Raw genomic sequence first — 15,630 nt, 5'->3', positions numbered from 1 at the left:
GCGCGGCAAAAGCCGAGACGCCTCCATGAGGGAACAAATATGCGACCCCAAAAAGCATTTGCAGCGTTGATGCCCTGCCTGGCTCTGCTCGGCGTGTCCATGATGTCGCCGGCAAACAGTGCCCTGGCCACCGAGGGCAAGCCAGGCGGCACACTCCGACTGCTGGCCAATGCCGCGGCAGGCACCGCCGATCCGCACATCAACTACACGCTGCAGTATTTCCAGATCAATTATGTCCTCTACGATGGCCTGGTGACCTACAAGAAGGCCGGGGACAAGACCGGCTTCGAAGTCGTCGCGGACCTGGCGGAAAGCCTCCCGCAGGTCGAGAACGGCGGCAAGACCTACGTCTTCAAGCTGCGCAAGGGCATCAAATTCGCGGATGGGTCGGATGTCACCACGAAGGACGTGGTGGCTTCGTTCCAACGCATCTTCAAGATCAGCGGGCCGACGGCCGGGACCTTCTACAAAGGCATCGTCGGCGCGGATGCGTGCTTGAAGACGCCTGCGACGTGTACCCTCGAAGGTGGCCTGTCGGTCGACGACGCCGCCGGAAACATTACCTTCAACCTGGTCCAGCCGGATGCCGAGTTCCTGCAGAAGCTGGCTGTTCCGCATGCGTCGATCCTGCCGGCGAGCGCGCCGCTGAAGGACGCCGGCACCGATCCGATCCCGGGCACCGGACCCTACATGATCGCCAGTTACGATCCCAACAAGCTGATGAAGATTGTGCGCAACCCTCATTTCAAGGAATGGAGCAAGGAAGCGCAGCCGGCCGGATATCCGGACGAGATCGACTACGAATTCGGCCTAACCGACGAGGCGGCGGTGACCGCTGTCGAGAACGGCCAGGCGGACTGGATGTTCGACCCGCCGCCGTCCGACCGTCTCGCCGAACTCGGCACCAAATATGCCAAGCAGGTCACGGTTCATCCGCTGACAGCGATGTGGTACGCGCCGATGAACACCAATCTGGCGCCGTTCAACGACATCCGCGTTCGCCAGGCAGTGAACTTCGCGATCGACCGCGCCGCGATGGTCAAGCTGTTCGGCGGCAGCAATCTGGCGCAACCGGCCTGCCAGATCCTGCCACCGGGCTTCCCGTCATTTGTGGCCTATTGCCCGTTCACCGCCAATCCGGGCGAGAAGTGGTCAGCACCGGATATGGACAAGGCCAAGCAATTGGTCGCTGAATCGGGAACCGCAGGTCAGGAGGTGACGATCATCACCGAGGACACCACGGTCTCCAAAGCGATCGGCGTCTACCTGCAGGATGTGCTCAACCAGCTTGGCTACAAGACGTCGGTCAAGCCGATCTCGCAGAACATACAGTTCACCTACATCCAGAACACCAATAACAAGGTGCAGATTTCGATCTCGCAATGGTTCCAGGATTACCCGGCGCCATCGAATTTCCTGCAGGTCTTGTTCAGCTGTGCCTCGTTTACGCCGGGCTCCGACGCCTCGGTCAATATTTCGGGGTTCTGCGACAAGTCGATCGACGCATCGATGGACGAGGCAGAGGCAGCCACCATCGCCGATCCGGCCAAGGGCGCGACACTCTGGACCGCCATCGACAAGGCTGTGACGGACAAGGCTCCGGTCGCTGTCCTGTTCACGCCAAAGCGCGTCGATGTGATCTCTTCCAGGCTGAAGAACTTCACCTTCAGCCCGCAATTCTACTGGATTGTCAGCCAGTCCTGGGTGGAATAGCCGACCGGAGCCAATGCGACGGAGTGCCGCTGGCTCTCCGTCGCATTTCCTTTTCCGGCGGATCAGCGCATCTTCCAGGCCGCGATTTTTCCCAGGCAATCCTGTTCATGGTCAATGTCATTGCGGACCAGCCTGCCATCCCGGTTCGCCGGGCCACCGATGGCCCGTGGCGCACCGCATGGCGCAAGCTGAAAGGCGATCGTTCGGCAATATCTGCCTTCGCCGTGCTCGTCGTCATCGTGATCGCCTCGCTCGCGGCGCCGCTTTATGCGCGGTACGTCTCCGGCACCGATCCATTTGTGACCAATCTCAATGGCGAGATCGTCGTCGATGGGGTGACCCAGCCGGTGCTGCAGCCCTCCACCGAAGGCCTTGGCCTCGGCATGACGCCGGTCGGGCCGACCTGGCGCATCGGACCCTATATGCTGGGTGCCGACAACCAGGGCCGTGACGTCGCGGCGCGGCTGCTTTACGGCGGACGGGATTCGCTGTTGATCTCGGGTGCTGCAGCCGTGCTGTGCCTTGTCCTCGCGACATTCCTTGGGGTCGTTTCCGGCTTCTTCGGCGGCATCGTCGACATCGGCCTGTCGCGCATTCTCGACGTGCTCTGGGCTTTTCCGATTTTCCTGTTGGCAATTTCATTGTCGATCGTGCTGATTGCGCAGAGTATCCAGATCGGTCCGTTCGAAATCCGCTCCGGCAGCCTGTGGCTACCGGTCTTCATCATCGGCATCGTCTATGTGCCCTATGTGGCGCGGCCGATCCGCGGCCATGTCCTGACCTTAATGCATGCCGAATTCGTCACCGCTGCGATCGGCCTTGGCGCATCGCCCTGGCGCATCCTTTTGCGCGACATCATGCCCAATGTGGTGACCCGCATCATCGTTTTCGTGCCGTTGATCCTGGCGCTCAACATGATGACGGAATCCTCGCTGTCGTTCCTGTCGATCGGCGTGCAGCCGCCGGATGCCAGCTGGGGCACGATCATCCAGGACGGCCAGGGCCTGCTCTATTCGCGGCCGGTCGTGGCACTGGCGCCGGGGCTAGCCATTGTGATCACGGTGCTGGCTCTAAACATTCTGGGCGACGGCGTGCGCGACGCGCTCGATCCGAAATCCTCGCCGAGGGGCGTCTAGTGGTTGCCGCGCTCGGCTTCCGGCTTGGCCAGATGGTGCTGGTTATGTTCGGTATCAGCGTCGTCGCTTTCCTGATCTTCTTTGCGACGCCTGGCGCTGATCCATCGGCGCGCATTGCTGGCCGCAATGCTTCGCAAGAGACGCTGATCCAGGTGCGCCACGATTTCGGTCTCGACCGGCCATTGCCGGTGCAATATGGGCTGATGATGAACCGGCTTTTCGTCAGCCGCGATCTCACCTCCTTCGTCAATCGCGGGCAGCGCGTCATTCCGACCGTGATAAGCGCCATTCCCGTGACGCTGTCGCTGGTCGGCGGCGCGGCAGTGCTGTGGGTGCTCGGCGGATTGATCGTCGGTGTGATCGCAGGCGCAACGCGCGGTACATTCATTGATCGCGCGCTGATGATCCTGAGCCTGGTAGGTGTGTCGATCCCGGTCTTCTGGCTGGGCGAGGTCGCCAACCTGCTGACGCAAAGCCGCTGGCACGACAACTGGCTGTTTTCCTGGGTTCCTCCGCTCGGCTACATCCCCCTGACCGAGAATCCCTGGGGCTGGTTCAAGGCGCTCGTCATTCCGTGGTTCACGCTGGCAACCCTTTATGTCGGCCTCTACGGCCGGGTGCTGCGGGCAAGCCTGATCGAAATGATGCAGGAGGATTTCATCCGCACCGCCCGGGCCAAGGGGATCGGCGAACGCCGGGTGCTGCTGCATCATGGCCTCAGGACCTCTTTGGTCGCATTCGTCACCATGTTCGGCCTCGATTTCGGTGCCTTGGTCGGCGGCGGCGCGCTGTTGACCGAAGTGGTCTTCGGATTGCAGGGTGTCGGAAAACTGACGTATGAGGCGCTGCAGACCCTCGATCTGCCGATGATCCTGGCCACGGTGATTTACGCCGCCTTCTTCGTGGTGATGGCAAACTTCGTCGTCGACGTCGTCTTCGTCATAATCGACCCGAGGGCGCGCAATGTCGGCTGATGCTCCCCTTCTGGTGGTCAAGGACCTCACTGTCTCCTTCCGCAGCGACGAAGGCCTGGTGCGGGCGGTGGGAGGTGTTTCGTTCTCCGTCGAGCAGCGCGAGATCGTCGGTGTGGTCGGCGAATCCGGTTCGGGCAAAAGCCAGACCTTGCTCGCCATTATGGGGTTGATCGACAGCCCCAACGCTATCGTCTCCGGTTCCATCCGTTTCATGGGACAGGAGCTGATCGGGCTCAAGCGGCGTGCGCTCGATGCCATCCGCGGCCGCCAAATCGCGATGATCTTCCAGGATCCGATGTCCGCGCTCACCCCGGTGCATACGATCGGCAACCAGATCGGCGAGCAGGTCCGCGCGCATGAAAAGGTATCGGCGAAAGCGGCACGGGCGAGGGCCGTGCAATTGCTGGATGCGGTCGGCATCGCAAATCCGGATCGGGTCATCGACAGCTACCCGCACCAGCTTTCCGGCGGTATGCGCCAGCGCGCGGTGATTGCCATGGCGCTCTCGTGCAACCCGGCGCTGCTCGTCGCGGATGAACCGACTACAGCCCTCGATGTTACCGTGCAGGCGCAGATCCTCGAACTGATCGGACGATTGCGCGACCAGTTCGGTTCCGCTGTGATCCTGGTCACGCATGATCTTGGCGTCGTCGCCGAAGTCGCGGACCGGGTACTGGTTATGTATGGTGGACGCTTTGTCGAGGAGGGCGGCAAGAGCAGCGTGTTCCGGGCGCCGCTGCATCCCTACACATGGGGCTTGTTCGGCTCGATCCCGCCGATGGAGGGACCACGTCCAGCCCGGCTCGCTGCCATTCCGGGAATTCCGCCGTCGCTCTCCAACCTGCCGAAAGGCTGCGCCTTCAGCCCCCGCTGCGCCTTTCGCCACGACGCCTGTCTGGTTCAACTGCCGATCATGCAAGGCGAGAGCCATCGCGCCGCGTGCCTGTTGCCGGAGCCTACGCGCAGACAATTCGCTGCCCAGAGGCCTGGCGGCGTGGTGGAGATGCAACGATGAATGCCAGGCCACTCGAACGTCCGCTGCTTCGTGCCGGCGACCTGTCGAAGCGCTATAGCGTCGGCCGCTCGATCTTCCCGGCGCAGCGCCGGACCGTGCATGCGGTTGATAGGGTGTCGCTCGACATCTGGCCCGGGGAGAACCTCGGCATCGTCGGCGAGTCCGGTTGCGGCAAATCCACGCTTGGCCGGTGTCTGGTGCGTCTGACCGAAATCAGCTCGGGGTCGCTGGAATTCGAGGGCCGCGACATCAGCGACGCCTCCCAGCGCCAGCTTCGTCCGTTGCGGCGGCAGATGCAGATGGTCTTTCAGGATCCCAGCGCTTCGCTCAATCCGCGCCGGCGGGTCGGCGATCTGCTGGCCGATCCGTTCCGCATCCATGAACGCCTCTCGGCATCGGAAATGGCGGACCGCGTGGCCGAGCTCCTGCGCCGGGTCGACTTGTCGCCCCAGCACGCATCGCGCTACCCGCACGAATTCTCCGGCGGCCAGCGCCAGCGTATCGGCATCGCCCGCGCGCTGGCGCTGCGGCCACGGCTGATCGTGGCCGACGAGCCGGTCTCGGCGCTCGACGTGTCGATCCAGGCGCAGATCGTCAATCTGCTCGCCGACCTGCGCGAGGAGTTCAACTTGACCTATGTGTTCATCGCCCACGATCTTTCCGTGGTGCGTCAAATCTCGAGCCGTGTGGCGGTGATGTATCTGGGGTCAATCGTGGAGAGCGGGCCGACCGACGAGGTCTTTGCGGCGCCCAGACATCATTACACCGCGGCGCTGCGTTCCGCCGTGCCGATACCCAGCATCGACCGGGCGCGGCGCGGCCGGCTGGTGCTCAAGGGTGATCTGCCCAGCCCGATGAACCCACCCTCGGGGTGCCGGTTCCACACCCGTTGCCCAGCTGCCACCCCGATCTGCCGCAGCGAGCGCCCGCTTCTCCAAAGCATTGGCGAGGGCCGCCTGGTTGCTTGCCATCATCCAGCCGGCGGTTGACGAGGGAATTCTCGTTCAACGATATCCGGACCGTCAGCCGTAATCATTGCTTCGGCGAGAATAGAGGCCGATCTGGACGCCGCACGATCCGGCGCTATGTTGCGCTTCGGCGGCCGGGCATCGCGGATGCCTAATACTAAAGTAACTGTTCTCGCGTTGCCGAGCGATGCTACGATTTGAAGGACGGCGGCCGTACAGCGCTGCGTGATTTTGCGCCGGCGAGGACGGAATGTGGGAGGCCACTCTTCGTGCTGCAGCAGGCTGCCGCCGACATGTTGCTCGGTTGTCGACCATAAGGGAGGAAGTCACCAATGAAGATATCGTACCTGGTCTCGGCCGCGCTTCTTGCAGCGACCGCGATGCCTGCCGCAGCCGCCGAGATTTCCGACGGCAAGATCAAGATCGGCATTCTCAACGACCAGTCGGGCGTCTATGCCGATTTCGGCGGCAAGTGGTCGGTCGAGGCCGCCAAGATGGCGGTCGAGGATTTCGGCGGCAAGGTACAAGGCTCGCCGATCGAGATCGTCAGCGCCGACCACCAGAACAAGCCGGACATCGCCTCCAACATTGCGCGGCAGTGGTATGACACCGAACAGGTCGATTCCATCATGGAACTGACCACCTCCTCGGTGGCGCTCGCCGTCCAGGGAATTTCCAAGGAAAAGAAAAAAATTGACATCGTCACCGGCGCCGCGACCACCGAGCTAACCGGTAAACAGTGCTCGCCCTATGGCTTCCACTGGGCCTACGACACGCATTCGCAGGCAGTGGGGACTGGTGGCGCTCTCGTCCAGCAAGGCGGCGACAGCTGGTTCTTCGTCACAGTCGATTATGCATTCGGCTATTCGCTGAAGGAGCAGACCGCAAAGTTCGTCGAGAGCCATGGCGGCAAGGTGGCTGGCGAGGTGCGTTACCCGCTCGGCTCGACCGACTATTCATCCTTCCTGCTGCAGGCGCAATCGTCGGGCGCCAAGGTTATCGGCCTGGCGAATGCCGGCCTCGACACCTCCAATTCGATCAAGCAAGCGGCCGAATTCGGTATCGTGCAGGGCGGTCAGAGGCTTGCAGCACTTCTGTTCACGCTGGCCGAGGTGCATGGGCTCGGTCTCGAGGCGGCGCAAGGCGTGGTGCTGACCGAAGGTTTCTACTGGGATCGCGACGACAAGAGTCGCGAGTTCGCCCAGCGCTTCTTCAAGCGCACCAACCGCATGCCGAATATGATCCAGGCCGCCACCTATTCAGCGGTGACCCAGTATTTGAAGGCGATCGACAAAGCCGGCACCGATGGAACCGAGGCGGTCGCCAAGGAATTGCATGCGATGCCGGTGAACGATGTCTTTACGGCAAACGGCAAAGTGCAGGCAGACGGCAACATGGTTCACGACATGTATCTTTATCAGGTCAAGTCGCCGAGCGAGAGCACCAAGGAGTGGGACTATTACAAACCGCTCGCCACGATCCCCGGTAACGAGGCGTTTCTGAGCCCCAAGGAGAGCGGCTGTCCCATGGCAGGCGAGTGATTGGCGGACCGATGGCGCCGCCTGAACCGGATCGGCCGCGGGTGGTGCTTTCCGCCCGCGGCCTGCGGCGTGACTTCGCCGGCTTTGTTGCGGTCAGGAATGTCGATCTCGACCTCTACCACGGCAACATCCACGCGCTGATCGGACCCAACGGCGCCGGCAAGACCACCGTCTTCAACCTGCTCACCAAGTTCCTGCCGCCGACCAGCGGCAGGATCGAACTGCTCGGCCACGACATCACCCGCACCTCGCCGGCCAAGGTCGCGCGGATGGGCCTGGTGCGCTCGTTCCAGATCTCGGCGGTGTTTCCACATCTCAGCGTGCTCGACAATGTGCGTGTTGCGCTGCAGCGGCCGGGCGGGCTCAGCGTTCAGTTCTGGCGCTCGCTGTCTGCGCTCGATCGATTGACGCCGCGCGCCGAGGAGCTTTTGCGGTCGGTCGGCCTCGACGATGCCAAGAACAGGCCCGCCGCCGATCTCTCCTATGGCAGGAAACGCGTGCTCGAGATCGCCACGACGCTGGCGCTCGACCCGAAAGTGCTGCTGCTCGACGAGCCGATGGCCGGCATGGGGCACGAGGATGTGCGCACGGTTTCCGACATCATCCGCTCGGTCGCCAGGGAGCGTGCGGTGCTGATGGTCGAGCACAATCTGACTGTTGTAGCCGATCTTTGCGACTGGATAACCGTCATGCAGCGCGGTGAAATCCTTGCCGCCGGCGACTACTCCACGGTCAGCCGCGACGAGCGGGTGAGGATCGCCTATATGGGCACCGCCGATGAGTGACGCCGCGCCGCTTCTCGCCGTCCGCGGCCTCAACGCCTGGTATGGCGAGAGCCATGCGCTGCACGGCGTCGATCTTGAGGTCTTTCCAGGTGAAACTGTGACGTTGCTGGGCCGCAACGGCGTCGGCAAGACCACGACATTGCGCGCCATTATCGGGCTGATCCGCCAGCGGACCGGCCAGATTTTTTTCGACGGCAAGGATCTCATGCGCCTGCCATTGCACCGGACCGCGCATCAAGGCATCGGCCTGGTGCCGGAGGAACGCGGCATCTTCGCGACGCTGACCGTGGACGAGAATCTGGTTCTGCCGCCGATCGTCGCCGAGGGCGGCATGAGCGTGGAGGAAATATTCGATCTTTTCCCCAATCTGAAGGAGCGCCGCAACAGCCCCGGCACCAGGCTGTCGGGCGGCGAGCAGCAGATGCTGGCGATCGCGCGCATGCTCAGAACCGGCGTGAAAATGCTGCTTCTCGATGAGCCGACCGAGGGCCTGGCTCCGGTCATTGTGCAGCGCATCGGCGATCTGCTGGCGACGATGAAAAAGCGCGGCATGACGATCCTGCTGGTCGAGCAGAATTTCCGCTTTGCCAGCCGCATCACCGACCGTTTCTACCTGATGGAGCACGGCAAGGTCGTGGCGGGCTTTCCGGTCGGCGAACTGCCGGATCGCATGACGCTGCTGCATGAAGTGCTGGGTGTATGATGGCGCCATGACGATGATCTTCGGAATACCCGTTCAGGCATTCCTCGGCCAATTGCTGGTCGGCCTCATCAACGGCTCGTTCTACGCAATGTTGAGCCTGGGCCTGGCTGTCATATTCGGCTTGTTGCGCGTCATCAATTTCGCTCACGGCGCGCTCTATATGCTCGGCGCCTTCATCGGCTACCTGCTTCTCACCCGGTTCGGCATCGGCTACTGGCCGGCTCTGATCCTGTCGCCGCTGATCGTCGGCGGCTTCGGCGTCGTGGTCGAGCGCCTGGCGCTGTCGAGGCTTTACGACATCGACCCGCTCTACGGGCTGCTTTTCACCTTTGGCCTCGCGCTCGTGCTCGAAGGGGTGTTCCGTTACTACTATGGCGTATCGGGAAGTCCTTATTCCGTGCCGCCGCTGCTCTCCGGGGGAACCAATCTCGGCTTCATGTTCCTGCCCAATTATCGCGGCTGGGTGGTGGTCGCCTCGATGATCGTCTGTTTCGGCACCTGGGCGCTGATCGAGAAGACCAGGCTGGGCTCCTATCTGCGCGCGGCGACGGAGAACCCCGGCCTGGTGCAGGCTTTCGGCGTCAACGTGCCGTTGCTGCTGACCCTCACCTACGGCCTCGGCGCCGCTCTTGCCGGACTTGCAGGGGTTCTCGCCGCGCCGATCTATCAGGTGAGCCCGCTGATGGGATCTGACCTCATCATCGTCGTCTTCGCCGTCGTCGTGGTCGGCGGCATGGGATCGATCCTCGGGGCGATCGTCACCGGTTACATGCTCGGCCTCGCCGAAGGCCTGACTAAGGTCTTCTATCCCGAAGCCTCCAATCTGGTGGTCTTCGTCATCATGGCAATCGTGCTTCTGGTCCGGCCAGCCGGCCTGTTCGGAAGGGATGCCTGAGATGGCCGAACTGACACTTCGCGAGACGCGTGCCAAGAATTCGGCACGGCTTGAATGGGCGCTGGTCGGGCTCGGCATCCTGGCGCTGCTGGTGGCGCCTTTCTTCGTCTATCCGATCTTCCTGATGAAGATGCTGTGCTTTGCGCTGTTTGCCTGCGCGTTCAACCTTCTGCTCGGCTACACCGGGCTGTTGTCCTTCGGCCATGCGACATTCTTCGGCGGGGCGGCCTATTTCACCGCATACGCGGTCAAGGTCTGGGGCTGGCCACCGGAAGCGGGCATCCTGCTCGGTGTCCTAGGTGCCGCGCTGCTCGGCCTTGTGATGGGCTTCTTTGCCATCCGCCGGCAAGGCATCTATTTCGCCATGATCACGCTGGCGCTGTCGCAGATGTTCTTCTTCTTCTGCGTGCAGGCGCCGTTCACCGGAGGTGAGGACGGCATCCAGGGCGTGCCGCGCGGCAGGCTGCTTGGAATGCTCGACCTGAACGTCTCGATGAACATCTATTATTTCGTGCTGGCGGTCTTCCTGATCGGCGTGTTCGCCATCTGGCGCATCATCAACTCGCCTTTCGGCATGATCCTGCGTTCCATCCGGGAAAACGAGAGCCGGGCCATTTCGCTTGGCTATTCCGTCGCCAACTACAAGCTGGCGGCTTTCGTCATGTCGGCAACATTGGCCGGGCTGGCCGGCGCGCTCAAGGCGATCGTTTTCCAGTTTGCCACACTCACCGACGTCACCTGGCAGATGTCCGGCGAGGTGATCCTGATGACGCTCCTCGGCGGCATCGGCACCATGGTCGGGCCGATCATCGGCGCCAGTCTGGTCGTCGGCCTGGAGAACACGCTCGCCACCTCGAATTTTCCAGTGACCATCGCCACGGGCCTGACCTTCATGGTCTGCGTGCTGGTTTTCCGGCGCGGTATTGTCGGTGAGATCTATGCGCGATTTCTCGGGCCAAAGGGTGACGCGAAAGACTGAACGGGTCAGCGCCGCCTCGCTAGGCGATGCGTACACCTTGCGCGTCGAGAAGCACGCAGCCCAGCAGGTCGAAGCAGACATCGACCGCTTCGCCTTCACGCAGCGGCTGGCCGTCGATCAACGTGTTGGCGCGCACCAGCGTGCCGGCGCCGATGTCGATCTCGTAGACCGCATTGCCGCCGAGATAGGAGGTCGAGACGATCCGTCCCGCCAGCCTGTTGGCAGCACCGGCGGTACCGACGGTAAGCTTCTGCGGGCGAACGACGACGGTGACCACGCTGCCGGTCTCGAGCGCCTTCGGCGCGGCCGCCTTTACGATATGGCCGGTGGCCAGCGCGATCGTCGCCATCTTGCCGTCCATCACGGTCACGCTGCCGGGCAGCATGTTGGCCTTGCCCAGGAAATTGGCGACGAATGCGGTGGCCGGCTGGTCATAGACCTGCGCGGGGGAGCCGATCTGCTCGATCAGGCCGGCGTTCATCACGACGATGTGGTCGGACATCGACAAGGCTTCTTCCTGGTCGTGCGTCACGAAGATAGCAGTGATGCCCGTCTCCCTCTGGATTTTCTTGATCTCGACGCGCATGTCCTCGCGCATATTGGCGTCGAGCGCCGACAAGGGCTCGTCCAGCAGCAGCACTTCCGGCTCGAAGACGATGGCGCGGGCCAGTGCGATGCGTTGCTGCTGGCCGCCCGAGAGCTGTGACGGCAGCTTTGTCTCACTGCCGGGCAGCCGCACCATATCCAGCGCCTTCTTGACCCGGCGCACGATTTCCAGTTTCGGCACGTTTCGGTATTTCAGGCCGAATGCGACGTTGTCGAAGACGTTCTTGTGCGGAAAGAGCGCGTAGTTCTGGAACACCAGACCAATGTTGCGCTTATAGATCGGGATGTCGTCGACCCGCTTTCCGCCGATCGAGATCTGGCCACTGGAGATGTCGACCAGGCCCGCGATCGAGCGCAGGATCGTCGTTTTGCCGCACCCGGACGGCCCCAGCAAGGTGACGAAACTACCTTTGCGGATTGCCAGTGAAAAATCGCGCACAGCGGCGAACTTGCCGTAGAAAATATCGATGTCGCGAAACTCGACCGCAGGCTTTCCTATCGGCTGCCGCTCGCTCTGGGCGAGCGGGTCGCCATCAGCCCCGGCCGAAGCCGGCCGGGGCTGCTGGTCGTGGCTGTTGTCGTCATGCACCTTTCGACACCCTGTCCCATTGCTTGGTCCAGGCGTCTTCGTTCTTCGCCCAGTAGAGCGGATCGGCGAAGGTCAGCGATTTCATCGATCCAGTCGGGTCGAAGGCCGGAAGCGCCGCGATCTTGTCGGTCAGCTTCACCTTGGTGGGGTCAAGCGATGGCGGATAGTTCTGGCCCTCGGCGACGGCGATCGAGGTGGCAGGATCCAGCATGAAGTTGATCAGTTCCTCGCATTCGGCCATCGGCGAACCCTTGAGGACCAGCATGTCCTCCATCCACGCGTATGAGCCGGTAGGGTCGAGATAGCCGATCGGCTGGCCCTGCTGCTGCAGGGCGGCGACACGTCCTGACCAGGCGTCGGTGACAACGATCTCGTTTCGCGACAGGAGGTCCATGAGTTCCGCGCCGGAACTCCAGAACTTCTTGGCCAGGTCGCGGGTCTCGCGAACCTTGGCCCAGACCGCATCCATGTCCTGGATGTTGTTGGGGTCCTGTTTCGTCTGCAGTGCCGCATACCAGACGCGCGTCGTCATATCGGCATAGCCGCCGATCTTGCCGGCATATTTCGTGTCGGTAAGCAGGTTGGCGCCCTTTTCCTTGGCTTCCTCCGGCGAGATGACCTTGTTGTTGTAGGCGATGCCGGTGGTGCCGTAATCATATGGCACTGCCGACAGCTTCGGCGTGATCTTGCGGAACGGCTCGATCATGGCGGTCAGGACATTCGCCATGTTCGGAATGTTTGCCTCGTTGATCTCCGAATTGAAACCGCCATTGACGTATTTGATGTAGTAGTTGACGCCGGAAGAATGGACGATCTGGAAGTCGCCTGGTTTCGACGTCTTGATCTTGGTGATGATCTCGTTCTCGTCGCCAAAGGTGCCCTGGACGACCTTGACCTTGGACTTGGCGGTATAAGGCTGGAACGCGTACTTATCGATCGCCTCCTGCACCACGCCGCCCCATCCGTCGAAGCGCACTTCCGAAACCGCGGCCAGCGCCCGTCCCATCCAGGGCATGGAAAGCCCGGTGGCGGCGGCAGCGGCCGCCGTCAGCGTCAGGAATGATCGCCGGCTGATGTCACCATTGGCATAGCGTTCGTTGAGCCGTTCCAGTCGTTTGGTGGTTGTCAGTTTCATTTCCATTCTCCCATTTTCATTTTCACTTGCCTGCCTTGAACCAGGTGAGGCTTTGCAGGATGAGCCCGCCTGCCAAGGGAATGCCGACCGTCAAAAGGATCATGACGGTTCCGAGCGCGTTCACCTCAGGGCTGATCGAGATCTTCAGCATCGAAAGGATTTGCGTCGGCATGGTCTCGACGCCGGCCGGCCGCCAGAACAGGCTGGCCGAGGTGTTGTCGAACGAAATGGTGAAAGCGAGCAGAACACTGGCAAGCACTGCGGGAATGAGCAGCGGCAGCGTGATTTCGCGGAATGTCGACACGCGCGGCGCCCCGAGCGAAAGCGCCGCCTCCTCATAGGAACGTTTTATGCCGACCATGCGCGCCTGGACGATCAGCACCACGTAGGGGAGCGTGAGCATAATGTGGCCGAGCACCAGCAGCGTCATGCTGCGCGGCTGGTCGACGGCTTTGATCATGACCAGCAGGCCGACGCCGAGTATCGTTTCGGGGACCAGCGCGGGAAGAATGACAAGCGTGTTGATCGCCTGCTTGCCACGGAACTCGAAGCGCACCAGCGCCAATGCCGCCATGATGCCGAGCAGCGTCGTCACCGTTGCCGTCACCAGGGCAATCCACATCGATGTCCGGAAGGCGTCGAGAACCGGCTCGTTGGTGAGCAGCTTTTCGTACCATCGCAGGCTGAAGCCGGTGAGGGGAAAGCCGCCGAACATCGAGGCATTGAAGGAAAGCACGACCGTGGCGAGGATCGGCGCAAACATGAAGACGTAGACGCACACCGTGATCGCGCCGGTCAGCCGCCACGCCCATCTGCCTTCGCGATCGGGATGATCCGCTCTCATGCACTGAGGCCCTTCATGATCTGCGATAGGCCCATATAGCGGCTATAGGCGGCCGCGGCCGCGCCGAGCAGGACGAACAGGACGATGGAAAGCGTGGCGCCCATCGGCCAATTGAGCTGCCCCATGATGGTGTCGTAGATCAAGTTGCCGAACAGCGCATCGCGGCTGCCACCGAGCAGCTGCGGCGTCACATAGGAGCCGGCCGCCAGCACGAAGCAGAGCAGCAGCCCGGCGCCCAGCCCCGGCATCGATAGCGGCAGGGTCACTTCGCGAAACGCCTGCGCGCTGGTACAGCCCATCGAGCGGGCGGCGGCGATCAGCGTGCGGTCGATGCTTTCCAGGCTGACATAGACGTTCAGGATCATATAGGGCAGCAGAAAATGCAGCAGCCCCATGATGACGGCGCCCTCGGTGTAGAGCATCGGCAACGGCTCGTTGATAATCCCCAGCCTGATGAGCACGACGTTGATCAGCCCCTGTTCGCCGAGAATATGGATCCACGAGAATGTCCGGATGGTGAAGCTGATCCAGAACGGCACGATGAGCAGCAGCAACAACAGCCATTTGTGCCTGAAGGTCGTGGCCCAGATGAAATAGGCGGGGAAATAGCCAAGGATCGCGCAGATCACAGCGGTGATGGCGCCGACGCGAACGGTCTTCCAAAGAAAACCGTGATAGTAGCTGTCGGTGAGGAATTCCTTCCAGTTGTCGAAGGTCAGCACCGCCGACTCCACCCCCGCGGTGACGAAGGTGAAAAACGTGTAGACCGTCATCATCGCGATCGGCAGCAGCAGAAGCAGGGTAAGCAGTAAAAGCACAGGCGCGACGAGGACCCAGGCCAGTCGCTGATCGTATAATTTCCACCCTTTGGTCACGACCCGTCCAACCGCTTTATGTGCAAGCCGCCATCACCGGGCTCGGCTCCGGACTAGATTGGGCGATCGGCGTTCAGGTGTCCACTCTGCATATGGCTCCTGCACAAATTCTGTGCAGGGCCACCGCGCGACCCTCGCCCTGCCGGATTCAACAAATTGCCCGGCGTTCCGCCTGCACATTGATTAAATCAGATATCCCGATATACAGGGTAATTTCGGATATGGATTTAACATGGGCCGGGCAATTTTATGAGTCGCAATTTTCTGGTGATTGAACCTGAGGAAGGCATTGCCGTGCTCAAGGGGCTTGCCTCCTCGGCGCGGATCTCGATGCTGAAACTGCTGCATGAGAAGGGGCCGATGAATGTCAACGAAATCGCCGCCGTGCTGTCGCTTCCGCAGTCGACCGTCTCGACCAACATCCAGGTGCTGGAGGATGCGGGGCTGATCCGCACCGAGAACCTGAAAGCGAAGAAAGGCAGTCAGAAAATCTGTTATCCGACGGCGGAAGAAGTGCTCGTCGTGTTCAAGAGCGAATATCGTGCGGTCAAGAACGACGCGATCGAAGTGTCGATGCCGATCGGGCTTTATACCGGCTTCGAGGTTACCGCGCCCTGCGGCCTTTGTTCGCCGGACGGCATCATCGGTCTACTCGATGTGCCGAACACTTTCCTCGATCCGGACCGCATGAAGGCCGGTCTGCTATGGTTCACGCGCGGTTTTGTCGAATACCAGTTCCCCAACAATGCCAAGCTCGCCAATGCCGAGATCACCGGACTCGAAGTTGCGATAGAGCTGTCTTCGGAAGTGCCGGGCACCAGCGCCGATTGGCCCTCGGACATCACGCTGACGATCAATGGCGTCGATGTCGG

The 15,630-nt window shown here is 61.8% G+C and carries 15 protein-coding genes; 11 read left to right on the top strand and 4 right to left on the bottom strand.

Annotation, left to right across the window (positions count from 1 at the left end; all coding sequences use genetic code 11):
* Positions 1–39: 39 nt before the first annotated feature.
* The 10 genes from NKI72_RS23625 to NKI72_RS23580 all read left to right on the top strand — a co-directional run bounded on the left by NKI72_RS23625 (position 40) and on the right by NKI72_RS23580 (position 10,709).
* On the top strand, positions 40–1,713 hold the full coding sequence (locus tag NKI72_RS23625; protein ID WP_352541715.1) for an ABC transporter substrate-binding protein: 1,674 nt from the start codon (positions 40–42) through the stop codon (positions 1,711–1,713).
* Positions 1,714–1,820: 107 nt separating this feature from the next.
* Positions 1,821–2,849 (top strand): ABC transporter permease, encoded by a 1,029-nt coding sequence (locus tag NKI72_RS23620; RefSeq protein WP_352449667.1) that lies wholly within the window; start codon positions 1,821–1,823, stop codon positions 2,847–2,849.
* A complete protein-coding gene (locus NKI72_RS23615) occupies positions 2,849–3,823 on the top strand; it encodes an ABC transporter permease (RefSeq protein WP_352541714.1) in 975 nt (324 codons plus the stop codon). The genes NKI72_RS23620 and NKI72_RS23615 overlap by 1 nt, the downstream gene beginning before the upstream one ends.
* Complete coding sequence (locus NKI72_RS23610) at positions 3,813–4,838, top strand: ABC transporter ATP-binding protein (RefSeq protein WP_352472482.1); 1,026 nt, start codon at positions 3,813–3,815, stop codon at positions 4,836–4,838. The genes NKI72_RS23615 and NKI72_RS23610 overlap by 11 nt, the downstream gene beginning before the upstream one ends.
* Positions 4,835–5,827 (top strand): ABC transporter ATP-binding protein, encoded by a 993-nt coding sequence (locus tag NKI72_RS23605; protein WP_352835867.1) that lies wholly within the window; start codon positions 4,835–4,837, stop codon positions 5,825–5,827. Before NKI72_RS23610 ends, NKI72_RS23605 begins: the two co-directional genes overlap by 4 nt.
* Before the next feature lie 311 nt (positions 5,828–6,138).
* Positions 6,139–7,347 (top strand): ABC transporter substrate-binding protein, encoded by a 1,209-nt coding sequence (locus NKI72_RS23600; protein ID WP_352835865.1) that lies wholly within the window; start codon positions 6,139–6,141, stop codon positions 7,345–7,347.
* An 11-nt stretch (positions 7,348–7,358) separates the two neighbouring features.
* Positions 7,359–8,132, top strand: a complete 774-nt coding sequence (locus NKI72_RS23595) for an ABC transporter ATP-binding protein (protein WP_352472485.1) — start codon at positions 7,359–7,361, stop codon at positions 8,130–8,132.
* The gene (locus NKI72_RS23590) at positions 8,125–8,835 is read left to right on the top strand and encodes an ABC transporter ATP-binding protein (protein WP_352851014.1); all 711 of its coding nucleotides are present in this window, start codon (positions 8,125–8,127) and stop codon (positions 8,833–8,835) included. Before NKI72_RS23595 ends, NKI72_RS23590 begins: the two co-directional genes overlap by 8 nt.
* 7 nt (positions 8,836–8,842) lie before the next feature.
* A complete protein-coding gene (locus NKI72_RS23585) occupies positions 8,843–9,730 on the top strand; it encodes a branched-chain amino acid ABC transporter permease (RefSeq protein ID WP_254819527.1) in 888 nt (295 codons plus the stop codon).
* 1 nt (position 9,731) lies between these two features.
* Positions 9,732–10,709, top strand: coding sequence for a branched-chain amino acid ABC transporter permease (locus tag NKI72_RS23580; RefSeq protein WP_352683173.1), 978 nt, complete (start codon positions 9,732–9,734; stop codon positions 10,707–10,709).
* A 19-nt stretch (positions 10,710–10,728) separates the two neighbouring features.
* Here NKI72_RS23580 and NKI72_RS23575 read toward each other — a convergent pair whose 3' ends face one another.
* The 4 genes from NKI72_RS23575 to NKI72_RS23560 are packed head-to-tail and all read right to left on the bottom strand — an operon-like array spanning position 10,729 to position 14,758.
* Complete coding sequence (locus NKI72_RS23575) at positions 10,729–11,904, bottom strand: ABC transporter ATP-binding protein (protein ID WP_352835856.1); 1,176 nt, start codon at positions 11,902–11,904, stop codon at positions 10,729–10,731.
* Positions 11,897–13,039 carry an extracellular solute-binding protein gene (locus tag NKI72_RS23570; RefSeq protein WP_352835853.1) on the bottom strand — a complete coding sequence of 381 codons (1,143 nt, stop codon included), beginning with the start codon at positions 13,037–13,039 and terminating at the stop codon, positions 11,897–11,899. Before NKI72_RS23570 ends, NKI72_RS23575 begins: the two co-directional genes overlap by 8 nt.
* 22 nt (positions 13,040–13,061) lie before the next feature.
* Positions 13,062–13,883 carry an ABC transporter permease gene (locus tag NKI72_RS23565; RefSeq protein ID WP_352835850.1) on the bottom strand — a complete coding sequence of 274 codons (822 nt, stop codon included), beginning with the start codon at positions 13,881–13,883 and terminating at the stop codon, positions 13,062–13,064.
* The gene (locus NKI72_RS23560; protein ID WP_352851013.1) at positions 13,880–14,758 is read right to left on the bottom strand and encodes an ABC transporter permease; all 879 of its coding nucleotides are present in this window, start codon (positions 14,756–14,758) and stop codon (positions 13,880–13,882) included. The genes NKI72_RS23565 and NKI72_RS23560 overlap by 4 nt, the downstream gene beginning before the upstream one ends.
* A 249-nt stretch (positions 14,759–15,007) precedes the next feature.
* On the opposite strand from NKI72_RS23560, the gene NKI72_RS23555 reads away from it, so the two are divergent.
* On the top strand, positions 15,008–15,630 hold a 623-nt coding region (locus NKI72_RS23555; protein WP_352851012.1), incomplete at its 3' end, for an ArsR/SmtB family transcription factor.

This window comes from Mesorhizobium sp. M0437 (assembly GCF_040321335.1).
Lineage (GTDB): Bacteria > Pseudomonadota > Alphaproteobacteria > Rhizobiales > Rhizobiaceae > Mesorhizobium.
Note: the sequence above shows the minus strand (reverse complement) of the source record. Positions and strands in the feature narration are given on the sequence as shown.